The sequence below is a fragment of the Pseudobutyrivibrio ruminis HUN009 genome, assembly GCF_000703005.1.
Taxonomy (GTDB): Bacteria; Bacillota; Clostridia; order Lachnospirales; family Lachnospiraceae; genus Pseudobutyrivibrio; species Pseudobutyrivibrio ruminis_A.
Genome location: NZ_JNLH01000001.1, coordinates 2,581,410 through 2,599,838 on the forward strand (window position 1 = coordinate 2,581,410; position 18,429 = coordinate 2,599,838).

General features: G+C 38.3%; 20 protein-coding genes, 2 tRNA genes and 1 riboswitch. Of the genes, 4 read left to right on the plus strand and 18 right to left on the minus strand.

The features are described from left to right. Positions 1-62: 62 nt before the first annotated feature. A tRNA-Leu gene (locus BO15_RS0111675) sits at positions 63-147 on the plus strand. 461 nt (positions 148-608) lie between these two features. Here the strand turns inward: BO15_RS0111675 and BO15_RS0111680 are convergent. The 4 genes from BO15_RS0111680 to BO15_RS0111695 all read right to left on the minus strand — a co-directional run bounded on the left by BO15_RS0111680 (position 609) and on the right by BO15_RS0111695 (position 2,750). Continuing rightward, positions 609-692, minus strand: a tRNA-Leu gene (locus BO15_RS0111680). Positions 693-762: 70 nt separating this feature from the next. Continuing rightward, positions 763-1,209, minus strand: coding sequence for a D-aminoacyl-tRNA deacylase (dtd, locus tag BO15_RS0111685; RefSeq protein ID WP_033154467.1), 447 nt, complete (start codon positions 1,207-1,209; stop codon positions 763-765). A gap of 10 nt (positions 1,210-1,219) precedes the next feature. Further along, positions 1,220-1,915: a precorrin-2 C(20)-methyltransferase gene (cobI, locus tag BO15_RS0111690; RefSeq protein WP_033154468.1), complete on the minus strand. Its 696-nt coding sequence runs from the start codon at positions 1,913-1,915 to the stop codon at positions 1,220-1,222. Between the two features lie 22 nt (positions 1,916-1,937). After that, positions 1,938-2,750, minus strand: coding sequence for a TrmH family RNA methyltransferase (locus BO15_RS0111695; protein WP_242843766.1), 813 nt, complete (start codon positions 2,748-2,750; stop codon positions 1,938-1,940). A gap of 124 nt (positions 2,751-2,874) precedes the next feature. Here BO15_RS0111695 and nudC point away from each other — a divergent pair, with 124 nt between their 5' ends. Beyond that, positions 2,875-3,723, plus strand: a complete 849-nt coding sequence (gene nudC, locus BO15_RS0111700) for an NAD(+) diphosphatase (protein ID WP_033154470.1) — start codon at positions 2,875-2,877, stop codon at positions 3,721-3,723. On the opposite strand, the gene BO15_RS0111705 is transcribed toward nudC, so the two are convergent. Beyond that, positions 3,720-5,027: an ATP-binding protein gene (locus tag BO15_RS0111705; protein WP_033154471.1), complete on the minus strand. Its 1,308-nt coding sequence runs from the start codon at positions 5,025-5,027 to the stop codon at positions 3,720-3,722. The genes nudC and BO15_RS0111705 overlap by 4 nt on opposite strands. 70 nt (positions 5,028-5,097) lie before the next feature. On the opposite strand from BO15_RS0111705, the gene BO15_RS0111710 reads away from it, so the two are divergent. Then, positions 5,098-5,871 (plus strand): histidinol-phosphatase, encoded by a 774-nt coding sequence (locus BO15_RS0111710; protein WP_052169912.1) that lies wholly within the window; start codon positions 5,098-5,100, stop codon positions 5,869-5,871. 40 nt (positions 5,872-5,911) lie between these two features. Here BO15_RS0111710 and thiC read toward each other — a convergent pair whose 3' ends face one another. The 10 genes from thiC to BO15_RS0111760 form a co-directional block, all read right to left on the minus strand. Further along, the gene (thiC, locus tag BO15_RS0111715) at positions 5,912-7,219 is read right to left on the minus strand and encodes a phosphomethylpyrimidine synthase ThiC (RefSeq protein WP_033154472.1); all 1,308 of its coding nucleotides are present in this window, start codon (positions 7,217-7,219) and stop codon (positions 5,912-5,914) included. Between the two features lie 11 nt (positions 7,220-7,230). Continuing rightward, positions 7,231-8,484 carry a 2-iminoacetate synthase ThiH gene (gene thiH / locus BO15_RS0111720; RefSeq protein WP_033154473.1) on the minus strand — a complete coding sequence of 418 codons (1,254 nt, stop codon included), beginning with the start codon at positions 8,482-8,484 and terminating at the stop codon, positions 7,231-7,233. Between the two features lie 8 nt (positions 8,485-8,492). Next, positions 8,493-9,260, minus strand: a complete 768-nt coding sequence (locus tag BO15_RS0111725; RefSeq protein WP_033154474.1) for a thiazole synthase — start codon at positions 9,258-9,260, stop codon at positions 8,493-8,495. A 25-nt stretch (positions 9,261-9,285) separates the two neighbouring features. Next, positions 9,286-9,921, minus strand: a complete 636-nt coding sequence (thiF, locus tag BO15_RS0111730) for a sulfur carrier protein ThiS adenylyltransferase ThiF (protein ID WP_033154475.1) — start codon at positions 9,919-9,921, stop codon at positions 9,286-9,288. Further along, positions 9,922-10,116, minus strand: a complete 195-nt coding sequence (gene thiS / locus BO15_RS0111735) for a sulfur carrier protein ThiS (RefSeq protein ID WP_033154476.1) — start codon at positions 10,114-10,116, stop codon at positions 9,922-9,924. It abuts the gene before it with no gap. A gap of 16 nt (positions 10,117-10,132) precedes the next feature. Further along, a complete protein-coding gene (gene thiD, locus BO15_RS0111740; protein WP_033154477.1) occupies positions 10,133-10,912 on the minus strand; it encodes a bifunctional hydroxymethylpyrimidine kinase/phosphomethylpyrimidine kinase in 780 nt (259 codons plus the stop codon). Further along, positions 10,909-11,538: a thiamine phosphate synthase gene (gene thiE / locus BO15_RS0111745; protein WP_081828661.1), complete on the minus strand. Its 630-nt coding sequence runs from the start codon at positions 11,536-11,538 to the stop codon at positions 10,909-10,911. Before thiE ends, thiD begins: the two co-directional genes overlap by 4 nt. A 69-nt stretch (positions 11,539-11,607) precedes the next feature. Further along, positions 11,608-11,712, minus strand: a riboswitch (TPP riboswitch). Between the two features lie 683 nt (positions 11,713-12,395). Continuing rightward, complete coding sequence (locus tag BO15_RS0111750; protein WP_033154479.1) at positions 12,396-13,490, minus strand: radical SAM/SPASM domain-containing protein; 1,095 nt, start codon at positions 13,488-13,490, stop codon at positions 12,396-12,398. 259 nt (positions 13,491-13,749) lie between these two features. After that, positions 13,750-14,193, minus strand: a complete 444-nt coding sequence (locus BO15_RS0111755) for a MarR family winged helix-turn-helix transcriptional regulator (protein ID WP_033154480.1) — start codon at positions 14,191-14,193, stop codon at positions 13,750-13,752. Positions 14,194-14,323: 130 nt separating this feature from the next. Then, complete coding sequence (locus tag BO15_RS0111760) at positions 14,324-14,866, minus strand: TetR/AcrR family transcriptional regulator C-terminal domain-containing protein (protein WP_167541230.1); 543 nt, start codon at positions 14,864-14,866, stop codon at positions 14,324-14,326. Positions 14,867-15,062: 196 nt separating this feature from the next. Between BO15_RS0111760 and BO15_RS0111765 the strand changes: the two genes are divergently transcribed. Beyond that, on the plus strand, positions 15,063-15,926 hold the full coding sequence (locus BO15_RS0111765; protein ID WP_033154482.1) for a DMT family transporter: 864 nt from the start codon (positions 15,063-15,065) through the stop codon (positions 15,924-15,926). Positions 15,927-15,928: 2 nt separating this feature from the next. On the opposite strand, the gene BO15_RS13340 is transcribed toward BO15_RS0111765, so the two are convergent. The 3 genes from BO15_RS13340 to BO15_RS13715 all read right to left on the minus strand — a co-directional run bounded on the left by BO15_RS13340 (position 15,929) and on the right by BO15_RS13715 (position 18,424). Next, positions 15,929-16,972 carry a VanZ family protein gene (locus BO15_RS13340; RefSeq protein ID WP_052169913.1) on the minus strand — a complete coding sequence of 348 codons (1,044 nt, stop codon included), beginning with the start codon at positions 16,970-16,972 and terminating at the stop codon, positions 15,929-15,931. Positions 16,973-17,074: 102 nt separating this feature from the next. Beyond that, positions 17,075-17,731: a YoaK family protein gene (locus BO15_RS13710; protein WP_033154483.1), complete on the minus strand. Its 657-nt coding sequence runs from the start codon at positions 17,729-17,731 to the stop codon at positions 17,075-17,077. 6 nt (positions 17,732-17,737) lie between these two features. Beyond that, entirely contained in the window at positions 17,738-18,424 is a 687-nt protein-coding gene (locus BO15_RS13715; protein WP_033154484.1) for a DNA alkylation repair protein, read from the minus strand. Between the last annotated feature and the right edge of the window lie 5 nt (positions 18,425-18,429).

An 18,429-nucleotide genomic window follows, 5' to 3' on the forward strand; every position in this document is an offset into this window, starting at 1 on the left:
CAAGAAAAATGTGATTTTTTTGTTGACATGTGAGTCAGACTCTGATAGTATATCTTTTGTTCGCGGAAGTGTCGGAACTGGCAGACGAGCAAGACTAAGGATCTTGTGCTCATTGCGAGCGTGCGGGTTCAAGTCCCGCCTTCCGCATATCGAAGGCTTCGGTTTTACCGAAGCCTTTTTTCTTTTCCACTCCACCCCGCCTTCCGGGTTTTAACTTAGATTTCAATTGGAATTATACACAAAACACTTATCCGAACATTGTTATTGTCTGACAAATAATATTTTTATCGTGCATTTATCTTGCAATTTATCTTCCTGGATGTATAATAGACTTATCAAATAACAGAGAGAAAAAAGCAGAAAGGGAGGTATAGTCCACCAGAGAATTAATTTAGTAACTACAAAATCTAGTGATTGGAGGTATGGTCCACCAGAGAATTAATTTTTTAACCACGCGACAATTATTACTTTTAAAATAAGTTAGATAGAGAGGTATAGTCCATTGGGATCGATGTTAAGGGGCGGCACCAGTTAGGAATCGGTTGATTTCGAATTGGTGTCGCTCGTTTGTTGTATAAAAAAAGCCCCAGTAAAAACTGAGGCTAAGCTGCAGGAAATGGGACTTGAACCCACACGATATTGCTACCACAGGCACCTGAAGCCTGCGCGTCTGCCAATTCCGCCATTCCTGCGAACATTTAGTATTCTATAGAATTTCAGATAGCAAGTCAAGGCTTTCTAGGCCCATAAATGATTAAAAATCTAGCAGATTTCTGCTGAATCTAAAATGATTGTAAATGGGCCATCATTTTGCAAAGACACCTTCATATCTGCGCCAAACTCTCCTGTCTCCACATGGAATTGTTCTTTGCATTTTTCAATAATGTATTCATACATTTCATTTGCCATATCCGGTGCACCAGCCTCTATAAAAGAAGGACGATATCCCTTCTTGCAGTTTGCATATAGGGTAAATTGAGATATCAAAAGAAGCTCTCCGCCTACATCTGATAGAGAAAGATTAATCTTGTCATTTTCATCATCAAATATGCGAAGCCCTAGTAGCTTTTTCACCATTTTGTCTGCTATTTCTTTTGTATCAGAATCTGCTACACCAATAAGGACTAAAAAACCTTTTCCAATTTGACCTATTACATTTCCATCTACTTTTACAGATGCTTCATTAACTCTTTGAACTACAAATTTCATTATTATTCTCCTATTTTTCTTTTACTATAATTGTCATCATATATCTAGAATCATCTGGAATAGTCATAGCACTTGTAAAGATTTGTTCTGTTTCCATGCCACAGTCTATTACCGCATATACGTTAACAATCCCAGCATTTTCCATCTCTACAAGCTTATCCTTTATTGCAGAAACATTTTTTCCACTTTTCATTATTATTTTTGTGCCAGACATTTTTAATTCTTCATCCAGATTTCCTTGGCCTGAAAGGATATGAACATTTTCATCTGCCTCGCTGATAAGAATTCCCGCCGCAGATGCTGTACCACAGAATGATGTGATACCATTGATGATTTCTACTTCTATTCCATCCTTCTTTGCAAGCTTCATTATATACCCAAATGTTGAGTATACAGTTGGGTCTCCTATTGTAAGGAAAGCAAGGTTGTATCCTTCAAACAAAAGCTCCTTATATTTACTATAAAAGCTTTCGTGCATTTCCTTGAGCTTAGCCTCATCCTTTGTCATCTCAAAATCGAGGCTAATAACCTTTTTGAAAGCAAGCTCTGGCACAACCGGAAGAGCAATTTGATATGCTCTACACTTATCCTTTTCAGCTCTAGGCAAGCAAATAACATCTGCATCCCTAATTGCCTTTACAGCCTTTATTGTAAGCAGCTCTGGATCACCAGGGCCAACTCCTATTCCATATAATATTCCAGCCATATATCAAGTCTCCTGTAAACTATTACTCTCTTTTGCATAACTCCCAAAATGTTACCGCACTGGCTGCTGCAACATTTAAAGAATCCACTCCATGATACATAGGAATGATTGTAACGAAATCAGACGCATCTATTGTTTCCTGCTTGATTCCGGTACTCTCAGTACCAAATACAATCGCCAGCTTCTCCTGTTCCTTCAGCACTGGTTCTGCAAGAGATATTGCATTATCCTTCAGGGCCATTGAAACAACTGCAAAGCCATCTCCTTTAAGAGCAGCAACATAATCAGAACCCTTGTCAAAATATGTCCATGGTACCTGGAACACAGTTCCCATAGCAACACGAGCCGCTCTTCTATAGAAAGGATCTGCACTATCATGAGTTAATATAATGCCATCAACGCCAAGGGCTGCTGCAGATCTAAATATTGCGCCTACGTTTGTTGGATTCATAACATCCTCAAGGATTGCCACCCGTTTTGAGGCTTGAAGGATTTCAGAAACTGAAGGCAAGCTCGGTCTTTTGCAGGCAGCCAAAACTCCTCTTGTAAGATTAAAACCAGTGATTTTGTTGATGACATTAAGCTCTGCCACAAATACTTCTACATCATCACTGATATCACTCAACAATTCCTGCACAACCTGTGATTCATATGCCTTTTCCTCAACTAAAAAAGCAATAGGCTCTGCGCCTCTAGCCAGTGCCCTCTTTATTACCTCTGGAGTTTCTGCTATAAATACGCCTCCATTAGGCTCATAATAATGATATAGCTGAGCCTCGTTATACTTTGTAAATATATCTACTCTACTATCATCTATACTTTCAATTTTTATCATATCTTTCACCATTTAATACAAATTTACAATATTCTACCATAACCCCGATGATACTAAAATAACATTGACATTTTCACTTTTAAGTACATAATGAATTGTACAAAATCAATTTTCGGAGGTACATATGATTCAAGATATTTTTCCAAGCAAACTTAATAATAGCTATAAAACTGACGCTATTCCTAAGTCAGATGATTTAATCATTGTTCATAGCGACGGAAAAATCCTGTTAAATGTTGATGAAAAAAGCAAAACCATTTCTTTCCCACAGATAAAAGACATTCAATCAAATCTTAATCCTATATACTTTTTTGAAATTGATGGAGAAAACTTCTTTTACAATACAGATACAAACACTGATACCTCCGCTCTTCCTGAAGGTTTTCAGTTCTTTACGATGCGACAAATCAGAAATGATTATCTTTATCCAAAGCACTATGTATTTGCAGCCTACACTGCCATCCACTTGATTGATTGGTATGAGGCAAACAGATTCTGTGGAAAATGTGGTACAAAGAATGAACATTCAAAATCTGAGCGCGCTTTAGTTTGCCCTAACTGTGGCCGCACACGATACCCTAGAATCAATCCTGCTGTAATAGTTGGTGTAAAAAATGGCGATAAGCTATTACTGACAAAATACAAAACCGGTTTTGCTCACAATGCTCTTGTGGCCGGATTTACAGAAATCGGTGAAACTATGGAAGAAACTGTCGAACGTGAAGTAATGGAAGAAACAGGACTAAAAGTTAAAAATATCCGCTACTACAAATCTCAGCCTTGGGGAATTGCCAGCGATATTCTGCTGGGATATTACTGCGATGTAGATGGCGATGACACCATTACAATGGATGAATCAGAACTGAAATATGCTCAGTGGGTGAGCCGAGAGGATATCGAATTACAGCCTCTCGACTACAGCCTCACAAATGAGATGATGAAAATGTTCAAAGAAAACAAGCTGACAGATTAATTCTGCTGGCCCAATATGTGATATATAAACTGCTGGGCTGTTCTTCCTGAAAGACCACCCTGCTCCATTTCCCATACCTTTGCTTTCGCAATAAGTTCCTCCTCTGGCATGGTGATGCCTGCTCTTGAAGCCAATCCAAGAACAATATCTATATATTCTCTTTGCATTGGCTTTGAGTAGCTGATAGTAACACCAAAGCGATGAACAAGCGAAAGCTTTTCTTCTACTGTATCTGAATGATGTCTGTCATCAGTGTTGGTCTGATCATTTCTATCATTCCATGTTTCCTTTATTAAATGTCTACGGTTTGAAGTAGCATAAATCAAAATGTTATCTGGCTTTGTCTCAACGCCACCTTCAATAACAGCCTTTAGGAATTTGTACTCTATTTCATGCTCTTCAAATGACAAATCATCCATATAGATGATGTATTTGTAATTACGATTCTTAATGCTGGCTATAATCTTTGATAGATATCTAAACTGATGCTTATATATCTCAATCATTCGAAGACCGTCATCATAGTACTGATTAACAATAGCCTTAATACTTGTAGATTTGCCAGTTCCACTATCTCCAAACAAAAGCACATTATTTGCTTTTTTGCCAGCTACAAAGCTTTCCGTATTATCAATTAGCTGTTGCTTTTGATATTCATATCCTATCAAATCATCCAGGACAACCTCATCCATGTTATTGATAGGAACAAACTTGATATCATTTAATCCTATTTCCTCGATTCTGAAGGCTTTATTCAAGCCAAACATACCTACACCGTAAGCCTTATAGAAATTCGTAATTACGTTAAAGAATTCCTTTTCATCCCTTGCAGCCTCAAGCTCTTTTGACAGCTTTCTAACCTTTTCACTAACATTGCGATTATACATCTGCTCATTTTTTCTAACAGAATTGTAGTTCGTAAATACGGAGAATGACTCAATGCCCAACTCCTTTTCCAAAGATGAAAAATCGTAATCAAATAGTTCTTTTAGAATTCTAAAATCATTTTCTACCAAATGATTTACAGAACCTGGCTTCACATCAGTTTTTTCTGTAACTAGAGAAAATGGATTTTCATTCATAATAATGTAGAAGGTTAAATAATTATGCCAAAGATTATCATCAAACCCATAATCCGTTGCAAGCATAAGAAGTCGCTTTGAAATTGCGTTAATCTGGCGGGTAGCTTCCCTCTTGTTATAATCACCAGACTCCACCATATCAATAGCTTTTCCAAGCTGATAAAGAATACTATCCTCTGTTAAATCCCCAAACATAAGTAATCGTGATATCTTGTCGTACATAATTTTATCCTCCTTAATTATCATATTTTATTATTTTGTGTTATTATGTTCAATTGTCGGAGGAACTTTTATGTTAGCAAATTATCATTCACATACACCAAGATGTAATCACGCCACTGGCAGTGAACGAGAATACATTGAATCTGCCATAGCAAATGGGTTTAAAATTCTTGGTTTTTCAGATCACACACCACAGCCATATCCATCCAGTTATAAATCACATATCAGAATGGGTATGGAGGAATTAGAAAACTATGTTGATACACTTGTAAAGCTTAGAGAAGAATACAAGGACGATATCACTATTTACATAGGATTCGAGGTAGAATACTTTAGAAAATACTTTGATGCGCTGATTAAAGAGCTCAGAAACTACCCTGTTGATTATATTATTCAGGGACAGCATTTCATTCCTGACGAGATTGATGGATTCTATGCTGGAGCTCCTACCACTGATGATCAGCACTTGATTGATTACGTAGATACTGCAATCGAGGGAATGCAAACAGGTATGTTTACATATCTTGCCCATCCCGATTTGATTTATTACAAGGGCGATGACAATACCTATAAAAAGCACATGGAACGTCTCATTGCCGCATCCATTGATTTAAATATTCCACTAGAAGTAAATCTTCTTGGATTTACAGGAAAACGCAATTATCCTTGTGACAAGTTCTTTGACTTAGCCACAGAGATGGGGGCCAACTTTGTAATTGGCTGTGACGCTCACGATCCACAGTCAGTTTGTCAGCCAGAGCTTAACCCTGAGTTCATGGCGTTCTTGAATAAGCACAACATTACAATCGGAGACAATATTTGTACTCTTCCTTCGATTAAATAACAAAAACCATCAGGCCATTTGACCTGATGGTTCTTGTTTATTAACCAAGAATATCTATGTACTCTCCTGCCAAGGCTTTATTCATGCTTCTTACAGCACAGAATTTACCACACATAGAACATGTGTCATCAAATTCTGGTGAGCGATCAGCACGAATAGCCTGGGCAGTCTCTGGGTCAATTGAGCATTCCCATTGCTTATCCCAGTCAAAACACTGTCTGGCATCTGCCATGGCATTATCTCTATCCATTGCATGTGGTACATGCTTAGCAATATCTGCTGCATGTGCTGCAATCTTTGAAGCAATGATTCCCTGTTTAACATCCTCAAGATTAGGCAAAGCCAAATGCTCTGCAGGTGTAACATAACAAAGAAATGCTGCGCCGTTTTGAGCCGCTATCGCCCCTCCGATTGCTGATGTAATATGGTCATATCCTGGAGCAATATCAGTAACAAGAGGCCCCAGTACATAGAATGGTGCTCCCATACAAACCTTTTGCTGAATCTTCATATTTGCAGCGATTTCGTCCATTGGCATATGTCCAGGACCTTCCACCATAACCTGAACATCCTTGGCCCACGCACGCTTTGTTAGCTCTCCTAATCGAACTAATTCCTCTATCTGACACACGTCGCTGGCATCTGCAAGACAGCCTGGTCTGCATGCATCACCAAGAGATATTGTCACATCATACTGACGGCAGATATCCAAAATCTCATCATAATATTCATAGAAAGGGTTCTCCTCCCCTGTCATAGACATCCAGGCAAATACAAGTGAACCTCCTCTTGATACAATGTTCATTTTTCTTTTATGAAGCTTTATCTGATCAATTGTCTTACGTGTAATTCCGCAATGTAGTGTAACAAAGTCCACTCCGTTTTCTGCATGAAGACGTACTACATCAATAAAATCCTTTGCTGTGAGTGTAGCCAAATCTCTTTGATAATGGATTACACTGTCATATATAGGCACAGTTCCTATCATTGCTGGACATTCATCTACTAGCTTCTTTCTAAATGGCTCTGTGTTTCCATGGCTGGATAAATCCATAATGGCCTCGGCCCCCATATCCACTGCAGCCATAACCTTTTGCATTTCAATATCATAATCCTTACAGTCTCTAGATACGCCAAGATTAACATTGATTTTTGTACGTAGCATGCTTCCTACACCTTCTGGATTAAGACACTTATGATTTACATTTGCAGGAATTGCCACCTGGCCTCTTGCTACTAGCTCCATTATTTCTTCAGGTGTACGATACTCCTTTAAGGCCACCTGCTTCATTTCTGGTGTAATAATTCCTTGTCTTGCTGCGTCCATCTGTGTTGTGTATTTTCTCATTATTCTTCTCCTTAAACATATATGTAATCATTGAAAACTGGTTGTAATCCTTCGTCAGAAATATCTATGTACATAGTACCCAGGCTCCTGCCATCAGAAATTTCAAATTGCTCATCCCCAGAAGGGTCACTTGATTCCTCACCAGTATATTTTTCTTCATGGTCACCGATACCCGTTGATACTCCTGCTGATACCTTTGTAGCAGCAATCTTTACTATCCCATTTCTAAATTCTGCCGTTTCTCTTGAAGATACTGTAATTCCACAGAAAGGCAAAAATATACGATATGCACATATAATCTGGCACAACTGCTTTTCCCCTACATCAAGTGGATTGATTGTGTCATTATTGATAATTGGTCGAAGTCTAGGGCATGATAATGACATTTCTGCATAAGGGTATTTGCGCTGTAAATAGTAGACATGCAAGGCTGATGCCAGAGCATCCTTTCTAAAATCCGAAAGCCCCAAAAGTGCAGAAAAGGCAACCCCTCGCATTCCACCCATAAGAGCTCGCTCCTGAGCATCAAATCTATATGGCCATATTCTCTTGTTACCCATCAAATGCAGAGTCTCATACTTGTCAGAATCGTATGTTTCCTGAAAAACGGTTACATAGTCCGCACCGCACTCATGCAGATATTTGTAATCCTTTACGTTTACAGGATATATTTCGATTCCAACCATTTTGAAATATTTTCTAGCAATTTTACATGCTTCACCTATATATTCAACGTCTGATTTAGCTGGACTTTCTCCTGTAAGAATTAATATTTCTTCCATTCCACTATCTGCAATAACCTGCATTTCATGCTCTATTTGCTCATATGAAAGCTTTAATCTTTTTATTTTGTTATAGCAATTAAATCCGCAGTATACACAGTAGTTCTCGCAGTAATTTGCTATATAGATTGGAGTAAAAAGATACACTGTATTTCCAAAGTGCTTGCTCGTTTCCTGCTGTGCCTTCTTTGCCATCTGTTCCAAAAATGGTTCTGCAGCCGGTGAAAGAAGTGCCTTAAAATCTTCTATTGTACATTTATCGCTGGCAAGGGCCCTTCTAACATCTGCAGCTGTGTATTTGCTGTAATCATAGGAATTAAAATGTTCCATTACGTTTTTACGAACATCCGACTCAATAATATCCATCCCCGGCAAATATTCCATATGATTGATTCTAGATGAAGGATCTGTCTCAATCTGATGCTTTCGCTCTAGTCCTGTTGCTGATAATTCCTTAGAGTCAAATAAAAATGTGTTTTCCATGATGCCTCCTAATGTAAGAAACCTGTAAGTGGATCTGATGCTGCTGCACCACGTGTAAGCACTCTTCCAAGGCCTGCCAAGTATGCTTTTCTTCCTGCTTCAATAGCATCTTTGAATGCTGATGCCATAAGTGTCAAGTCTCCAGCTGTTGCAAGAGCAGTATTTGCCATTATTGCTGCAGCTCCCATTTCCATTGCTTCACATGCCTGTGATGGCTTTCCAATTCCAGCATCTACAATAATAGGCAAATCTATTTCATCAATAAGAATCTGTATAAACTCTTTTGTTGCAAGACCTTTATTGGAGCCAATCGGTGATGCAAGTGGCATGATGGAAGCAGCTCCAACATTTTGCAATTCTCTTGCAACATTCAAATCTGGGTACATATAAGGCATAACCACAAAGCCTTCTTTTGCAAGAATTTCTGTAGCCTTAATTGTTTCGTAATTATCAGGAAGTAAATACTTTGTATCCCTCATAATCTCGATTTTTACAAAATCACCACAGCCAAGCTCCCTGGCTAGTCGTGCTATTCTTACAGCTTCCTTTGCATCTCTTGCGCCGCTTGTATTTGGAAGCAAAGTTACATTCTTTGGAATATAATCCAAAATGTTTTCTTCATCCTTGGTGTTTGTTCTACGAACGGCAAGTGTTATAATTTCCGCCCCTGCATCTTTAATTGCCGCTTCAATAAGCTTCATGGAATACTTTCCAGAGCCAAGGATAAAACGAGAATCAAATTCTTTACCACCGATTACCAGTTTGTCATTTTCCATTCCATTTTCCTCTTTCTATTAACATTTATGCATCCAATTCTCCAATGAGAATTCTAATTACCATGTGTGCCTCGTGTGCTCCACAAACCATCACTCTAGATGAAATCAATCCGATACCATCATTAACATCGCTAACACCATCACCTAAAAGATAAAATTTCTTTGATACTCTTCTAGCCTTTATATCGTTGGCACTACCAAATCCTGCCATGCCAGAACTAGAGAGAATATACTTATCTGGCATTTGTTCCAGTACCAGATTTACAAGCATTGACTTGTATTGTGCTGAGTCAAAAGCCTCACATATTATCGATGCTTTTTCTAGTAATGATTTTGAGTTTGCCTCCGTCATCTTAACTTGATGGGTCTCTATTTTTATAAATGGATTTATTTCTTTCAAGTTTTCTGATAAGGCATCCGTTTTTGCCATTCCAACCTGATTAATCTTATACTGTTGCCTATGCAAATTACTTACATCAACAGAATCAAAATCTATCAGTATTAGGTGTCCAACTCCTGCTCTTGCAAGACATGTGGCTATATTGGACCCCAAACCTCCTAGTCCGCATATTGCAACAACCGCTTCGTCGAATTTTTTTTGATTGTCTGCTCCATGCCGTTCTACCAATGCCTGATAAAACTCCTCTTTTGTCGGTATCAATCAACCACCTCCAACAAAACTTACTACCTCTACGATATCTCCATCCTTAAGAATCGTATGATTATAAGTTGCTTTTGGAATGATTTCTTCATTGACTTCCACTGCAATAGTCCTAACATCAAATTTAAAAACGTCTAACACTGCAGCAAGTGTCATGTTTTCTAGCTCATATTCTTTTCCATTTAAGAAAACCATTTACTATTCCTTCCTTTTAAACCGCCACCATATGATTAAGTGGTCCACTACCTTTTCCCAAATTAGGGTCAGCTGCTATTGCTTTAGATATGTAACCTTTTGCATTCCTTATAGCTTCCTTCAAATCAAACCCCAGCGCCAAATTCGATGCAATAGCACTTGATAATGTGCAGCCTGTTCCATGAGTGTTAGAGCTATTAATTCTTTCGCCTTCAAACCATGTAACACACCCACTATCAAAAAGAACATCGCTGGCGTCCTCTACACAGTGGCCCCCCTTTACAAGAACTCCACAGCCATATTTTTCACCAAGCTTTTTGGCGGCCTGTTCCATATCAATCTTGTCTTCTATCTGCATTCCTGTTAATATTTCAGTTTCAGGTATATTGGGTGTAATAACTCTAGCTAGTGGAAACAGCATTTTAGCCATCACATCCGGTGTGGAGTTTTCCATCAATCTGCTTCCACTTGTTGCCACCATAACCGGATCTACGACAATATTTTTCACTTCATACTCCTTTAGTTTTCTGGCAACAACTCTCACCTGCTCCACTGATGGAAGCATTCCAATCTTTACCGCATCTGCCGGAATATCAGTTAAACAGGCATCTATTTGTTCCTCCAGAAAATGTGGATTTGACTCTACAATCTCTGTAACCCCTGTAGTGTTTTGTGCAGTAAGAGCGGTGATAGCGGTCATTCCATAGACTCCATGGGCAGTCATAGTTTTCAAATCTGCCTGGATTCCTGCGCCGCCACTACTATCACTTCCTGCAATCGATAAAACTACCTTCATCCTTTTATCTCCCTAAATTTCTTCTTCATACTTTCAGCCGCAAGCCTAGGTGACTCTGCTTTCATAATGGCTGAAACAGCGCATACCCCAGCTATGTCAATTCCTTTTAATACATCCATATTAGAAGCATTCAAACCGCCAATAGCATTAACTGGTACAGGAACTGCCTTACATATTGCATCCAATGTCTCCGTGGACGTAATAATCGTTTTTACCTTTGTGGTTGTTGGATAGATGGCACCAACTCCAAGATAATCAGCCCCTGCCTCGTAGGCTGCTTTTGCCACATCAACCTTCTTTGCAGTAGCTCCTAAAATCTTTTCAGGCCCGATAATCCTTCTGGCCATCTCAAGTGGCATATCCTCTGCCCCTAAATGGACCCCTTCGCAATCCACAGCAAGCATTACATCCACACGATCATCAATAATCAGCGGAACATTGTACTTTCTGCAAATCTTATGGACAGCCTGTGCCAGTTCAATATATTCCTTAGTGGTTCGATTCTTTTCTCGAAGCTGCATCAAAGTAACGCCACCCTTTAAAGCATCCTCAACTCGCCACAGGAATTCATCTAGCTCATACGGTGTACTGTCAGTAATAAAATAAAGCTCGCTATTAAACTCCATTATTCCTCCTTTTTGCATAAAAAAACGGAAGCTACCTGATTTCTCAAATAGCTTCCGCATAATATCAATATCATTATTAATCGGCGTCCCTACGTTGGCATTATCCAAATCAGGTTCTCGGTCGAAGGTCACACCTTCCTCTCAGCCTGTCTACAAGCTCCCGTCTCATATTAAATTCCTTACATATAATGCTACAAGTGTGGCAAAAAATCAACACCTAATTGCAAAGTACCTATTCTCACAAATCCCCTGAGAGCAAGTGGCGCCCGCCCTGGGCCCGCAGCCTCACCCATCCCATGTACGTCACAGATTTTGGATTATCTAAATGTGTAGTCGCCCATATTTATTAGTAGGTGTTCTTACAAAGTTTTACAATTCTATCGGTAAGGTATGGGTGAAGACGGACAAACACTATTCTTAGTAATCATCTGTCTTAAACTAGCTTTGTATTAATTACTATTTGCTTTGGAGCGAACTTAGAATAATAAAAACAGGTTTTGTAATAGATAAGCATGAGGCGCCATGGACGGCGCCGAAAGCCCGACAACGAAATGGACTGAGTTTAAGGGCGGTGCTTATGTATACAAAACCTGTTTTTTAATTATTCTTGGTGAGCGGAGTAGCAAAAGTAATAATACAAAGACTAGTTAAGACTAGATGATTATATAAACTACATTGTCCGTCCCACCCATACATTACCTTCGAATAGTAAAAGCTTCGTAAGTACACCTACATATGGGCGACTTTACACATTAAGGTAATCCAAAAAATCTGCTCCAATGATACATGGGAGGGGTGAGGCTGCGGGCCCAGGGCGGGCGCCACTTGTTCCTCTATTTTTAGTGAGAATAGGCATCCTACGCTTCCTTGAGGATTGCCTCTACCTGATCCTTCTTTTCGAAGAGAACGCAGCCGCCTACGTGGTCGTCTTTTAGGATGTCGCCTGCCTGGAGCACCTGAAAGAGGTGTGATGAGATAGCACCTCGAAGGCCCATGTCCATTACGTTTGTGTCGGAAAATGGCGAGAATGGGCATGGTTCTGCTCCACCATGGGAATTGATGTGGAAGAATCCTCTGCCTGCTGCAACGCATCCACCTGATGATTTTTCGTCCCCTGGGAATGAAATGAAAACCATGTCCTCGTAGTCTTCACGAAGGGTTGCGATTCTAGCTCTAAGCTGCTCTTCCTGCTCCTCGCTAAGGGCTAGGTGCTTGCTCTCATCTGATACAGGTACATACTCAACATAAATTACTGCTTTGCAGCCGTATCCCTGAAGCATAGAGACAAAATCATCTGAAAGAACATCATCAAAGTTTTCTGTAGTAACTGTTACAGAATTGCCAAAGATTTGACTATTCTTTTTGAATGTCTCCATGTTGGAGATAAGCTTGTCGTAGATGCCTTCTCCACGACGACTGTCAGTTGCTTCCTTGTGGCCTTCAATGCTCATGATAGGCACAAGATTTCTGTTTTTATCGAATAGTTCAAAGTACTCATCACTGATGAATACTCCATTTGTAAAGATTGGGAAAAGAATATTAGGCTTCTTTGCAGCTGCCTTGATGACACCTTTTCTAAGAAGAGGCTCTCCACCTGCCAAAAGAATAAAGCTAATTCCTAAATCCTCTGCTTCATCGAAGATGGTAAGCCACTGTTCATCGCTAAGCTGATTTACAGGCTCGCAATCCTTTGTTGCGTCGTTCTGACGAGAATAACAGCCTGCACAATGTAAGTTGCAATTGCTAGTGATTGATGCTATCAAAAATGGAGGAACATGTATGCCCTCCCCCTCATATTTCTTTCTAATATCAGAAGCTTTCTTTGTTGCTAATGCAAACTTTGCCATAAAAATGCTTTCAGCTGGATCTTTCAAAGTAGCACGAATTGAATCCTTTACAACTCGCTCTACACCAGCTGTCATATACGCTTGAATATCAAATTCCTTTTCCATATATACACCTCTTAAATGATCGTATCATTCCGTCGCATCAGTTGTATGTAATTTGATTTTGTAAAATCATTATACTCCTGTTGATAATCATTTTCAATTATAAATACAAAGTAAAAAAAGCTGCCCGCCAGCAGCTTTTTTTGGGAGAATGATATATGAAAAAGTTTTATCGCTCTTGCGATGATTGTATATTACTCTCCCATTATGAACTTGTACTGTTACTTATCTGAAATCTATGTGAAGATTGTAAAAATCTATTTTATTCTTCACCTATTCCTTGCATAGCCTTATCCAGTAGCTTCTTTAACTGAGCCTTTTCCTCATCTGAAAGATTTAGGCACCCTTTCATTTGAGCTGGAACCTTTTTAGCTTTTTCTTTTAATGCCTGCCCCTCATCTGTAAGCTTAATAACAAGCTTTCGCTCATCCTTTTCAGATCTTCCTCTGGTAATCATGCCTTGCTTTTCTAATCGCTTTAAAAGTGGAGCCAAAGTGCCTGAATCCAAATGCACGCACTTTCCAATTTCTCCTTCAGTCAAATCGCCAGCCTGCCATAAAGCCATCATAACAATATACTGGGTGTAGGTAAGATTGAGTTCCTCAAGAGGCTTTCTATACTTACGTACAACCTCCTTAGCACATGCATACAATGGAAAACAAAGCTGATTCTCCAAACACAAAACCTTATCTGATGTTTTGGTCATTTTATACTCTCCTATAATTCGTTCACATTAGTATTGTGTACAATAATAATGTATCAACGATATCACAGAAAGTCGAGATATAGCTAAACGCAAATACTAAATCATTTTGCATTGATTTAGTTTTACAAAATTAAGCGCAAATAAATGGACGTATTTCACAAGGAGCAAATTCCTGTATAACGCCGGCTAGTTTATCGCATGGCATTGGATTTGGTTCCAATAACCAGCCACATATGTACTGGCAAATGCCACATACATACATCTTAATCAATGCCATCATTTCATCAGATAACTCATCTTTTCCTGTTTTACTTTTCACTTCTTTTACAAGTAAATCACGGTTTGTATTGGCCATCTGAAAAACAAAAGAATCCATCCCCTTGGTATTCTTTAATACGTTGATTATAAAAGACTTGTTTTCCATAAAATACTGTAGATTACAACTAATTACATCCTTCCATGTCCAGCCATCTTTCCCTACGTTTTTAATATGCTTTTGAGCTTCCTGCAAATAAATCCAAGTTATCAAATCATATTTATCCCTAAAATGATTGTAAAAAGTAGGCTGCGTCATACCACAATTATCTGTAATATTTGTAATCGTAATTTTATTAATTGGTTTTGTCTCTGCCAACTCTTTGAAAGATTCTGCCAAAATTTCCTTTGTTGACATCCTGTGCATAGCCTCTCCCCCTTCCTACTATGCTTATTTTACCAATATTTTTCTTGCAACTTCAATACCAACTTTATAAGGTGCAATTCACATAATTTAGTTATGACTTCTTGCTGACAGAAAAATGAATTACGTGCTATACTCTTTAATTGTATAATGTGTGTTTGGGGAATAATCAAGAATTAGGAGACCAATTATGACTAAAAATAATAAACTCAAGGGAATAATATGTATCCTACTAGCCGCTGTTGGCTTTTCACTTATGACATTCTTTGTACGTATTTCAGGAGATTTGCCAACCATGCAAAAAGCCTTCTTTAGAAACTTCGTGGCCATGTTTGTTGCCATTGCAGCTCTTCTAAGGGCCAACGTAGGAATTAAAGTTGAATGGCCAAGTATTCCACCTTTATTTGCAAGATGCTTTTTCGGAACATCAGGATTAATTGCAAACTTCTATGCTATTGATAGATTAGGAATTGCAGATGCCAATATGTTAAATAAGCTATCACCATTCTTTGCTATTATTCTTTCGATTTTTATTTTGAAAGAATATCCAAAGCGTATTGATATTGCAGCAACTATCATTGCTTTTATTGGTGCATTATTCATCATCAGACCAACAGGCCTTATAACAGAAACTGTTCCTGCACTCATCGGCCTATTTGGTGGCTTTGGCGCAGGAACAGCATATGTTTGTGTCCGCAAGCTTGGACAACAGGGAGTAAAAACACCTGTTATCGTATTTTATTTTTCATTCTTTTCATGTGTGGTGACTCTGCCATTTTTAATAACAGATTTCGCACCAATGAATCCAACACAATTGCTCTGCCTACTTATGGCTGGCGTAAGTGCATCACTTGGACAATTTTCAATTACAACCGCTTACAAGTATGCACCAGCGAAAGAGATTTCCGTATTTGACTATACACAGGTTGTATTTGCGGCAATCCTTGGAATTATCTTCCTAGGTGAAATTCCTTCAATCCTCAGTATTGCAGGATATGCCATCATCATTGGTGTTGCAGTATTTAGATGGTACATGAATCTAAAAACTGAATAAGCCTAAGATTCAAGGAAAATAATCTTAGTATCATCCGGGCCCATCACAGTCAGTATTCTATGATTTGTGTATGGGTCCGTTCCACATTCACTGGTAATTTCCGCTTTATCTAATCTTCTCTTTATTCCATCTAAATTATGATGTGCTAAAACAATTGACTGTGCAGGTATCTGGGTCTGTTTATTTAAGCAATGAACTTCCAGCGAAGTTCGTCCCATTGATAGAAGCAAGTTTGTCTGAGTAACATCCTTTGGAATAATAATCTTCTTAATCTGAAATCCCAAATCCTTTACATAGAAATTCCAAATCTCATCCTCATCTGTTGCCTGTAAAATAACTCGACTAATAGATAGTCTTTTAGCAAATGGAAAAAGAACTCCATTTTTTGCCAGCTTCTTCCAGCGCTTATAATACTTAAAGTCCTTTCTCCACTCAGGATTTGTAAGAGTGTATGCACGGTGCATGTAAAGGGCTATGCCTATAAATCCACCAAATGTATCTGCTATAACATCCGCAGTATCGTATGTTCCACGCTTTGTGATAAGCTGTAAGTTTTCGATAAGTAATGATGAAACAAAACACATAAGAAGCGATCTACTCCATGCATGATTTCTAAACCATCTGAAAATATATGGAAGTAAATATCCCATAGGAATAAATACCATAACATTGAGATAGAATTCGATAAACTCTTCTTCTGGGAGCTCAATATCCTGCCATGTCATAGTGAAAATACTAAATCCTGCATTACGAACAACATAATCAGGATTTGGTGTTCTGGCAAGGAGCACAAGATAAAATAGAAAGCAAAGATAAATTACAAAAGCGGCATTTAAGATAGTTCGTCTGATAAGAGAACTTTTTCCAGCATTTTTGCTGGAGCTAACACCGCCTTGTAGATTTAAACCGATTTTGTTACAGATTTTATTATCAAAAAAAGGTAATAGATAGGCGAGGAGCAAAGCAATGATGGTTGCTCCTACGACTATTATTACATTTGAAATCCAATTATTTGCATAAAAATCATAAAAACTATTAAGTTCCAATTATTGTCTCCAATCTAAAAGCAGTACTTATATTGTAAAAAGTATACTTAGTAATTGTCAACAATTTGTGTAAAGGACATCAGATTAATTATTTAATCTGTTTTATAGATGCTCTTTTCGCATCATTAAAAAAGCTAATAATAATAACATACTTGATATTAAAATACACCTATATCCTAAAATGATAGATAAAATGCCACCGATACCTGCTCCTATCGCAAATACGATAATAATGCCATAGTAGTGCATTGCCTTTTTTAAAGCACCTTTTTCATGGTTTCTAAGGTAAACTGATAGGCTCTCTGTACCGCTTCTCAGGTTGCCAATGCACATGGTGCTTGCATATGGATATCCGTTGACCTTTCTAAAGGACTGGACTTGCATAGCACATGCTAAGGATACTAAAACATTTGCCAGTACATTTAAAGAAGCTGGCACAAATGCTACAGCCGATAATACTATAATCTCTATCAAAAGTATTATCTGACGCCAATGAATCTTTTTAGCATTTCGATAATGGAAGCTGACTTGCTCTGCAATAAGTATTCCTACTGCAAAAGAAAGAATAGGCAATAAGTAATGCAGCCCCTTTGCCCACTCTCTTTGCATTAAATGCTGAGACATAAGAACTATATTTCCTGTTTGAGCATTTGCAAATACCTTATCCCTAAGATTGTAGGTGTAGGCATCCTGAAAGCCTCCTGAAGCAGAAACTATAGCGCTTAGTAAGAATGATTCAGATGTTTGTCGTGACTTCATAGTTTATTACTTCCGTTTTAATGATTTAAGATACTGTTTGTGTTCATCACTGACTCTATAGCTTTCAATTGACTTTTGAATAGCTTTGTTATGAGTCCATTTATCAAGCACATTATTTTCTATGTATGGTAACGCCGCATCATACTGCTTAGCAAGAGCTGTGGCGAAATACCATGCTATAGCCATATTTATATAGTATTCATCAGATTTGACTGATGCAACTATTCTCAAATATTCTTCATTAAAGTCTTCATCTAGAAAATGGGACATGTATGAAACAATAGCAAACCTGATTGTATAGGTATCATTTGTCCCAATCCATTTTAAAAGCTGTCCAGACAACAAATCATGATTCTTTTTGAAGCACTTTGGTGACATTTGGTCACATGTAGCCCAGTTGTCTACGTATGGCAAAAACTGATTGAGCCTAGATATACACTCATCATAATCCTTGATTTCACCAATCAAAAAGGCATGAATCTGATTTTCATCAAAATATTGATGTGGCAAGTCATCAAGAAACTCTGCCACATCATCTCGCTTACTATAGCCTTTTGCAAGCTTTCGAAGGATTGGCGTGCGTACTCCAATAGCCGAACCTTCTGCAATAGTAGGTGTAAGCTTGCTTTGAAAATCTCTATATTTAATATCCTGGTTTGCAAATAAATCTACTCTGATTTCTTCTGTTATCATATGTT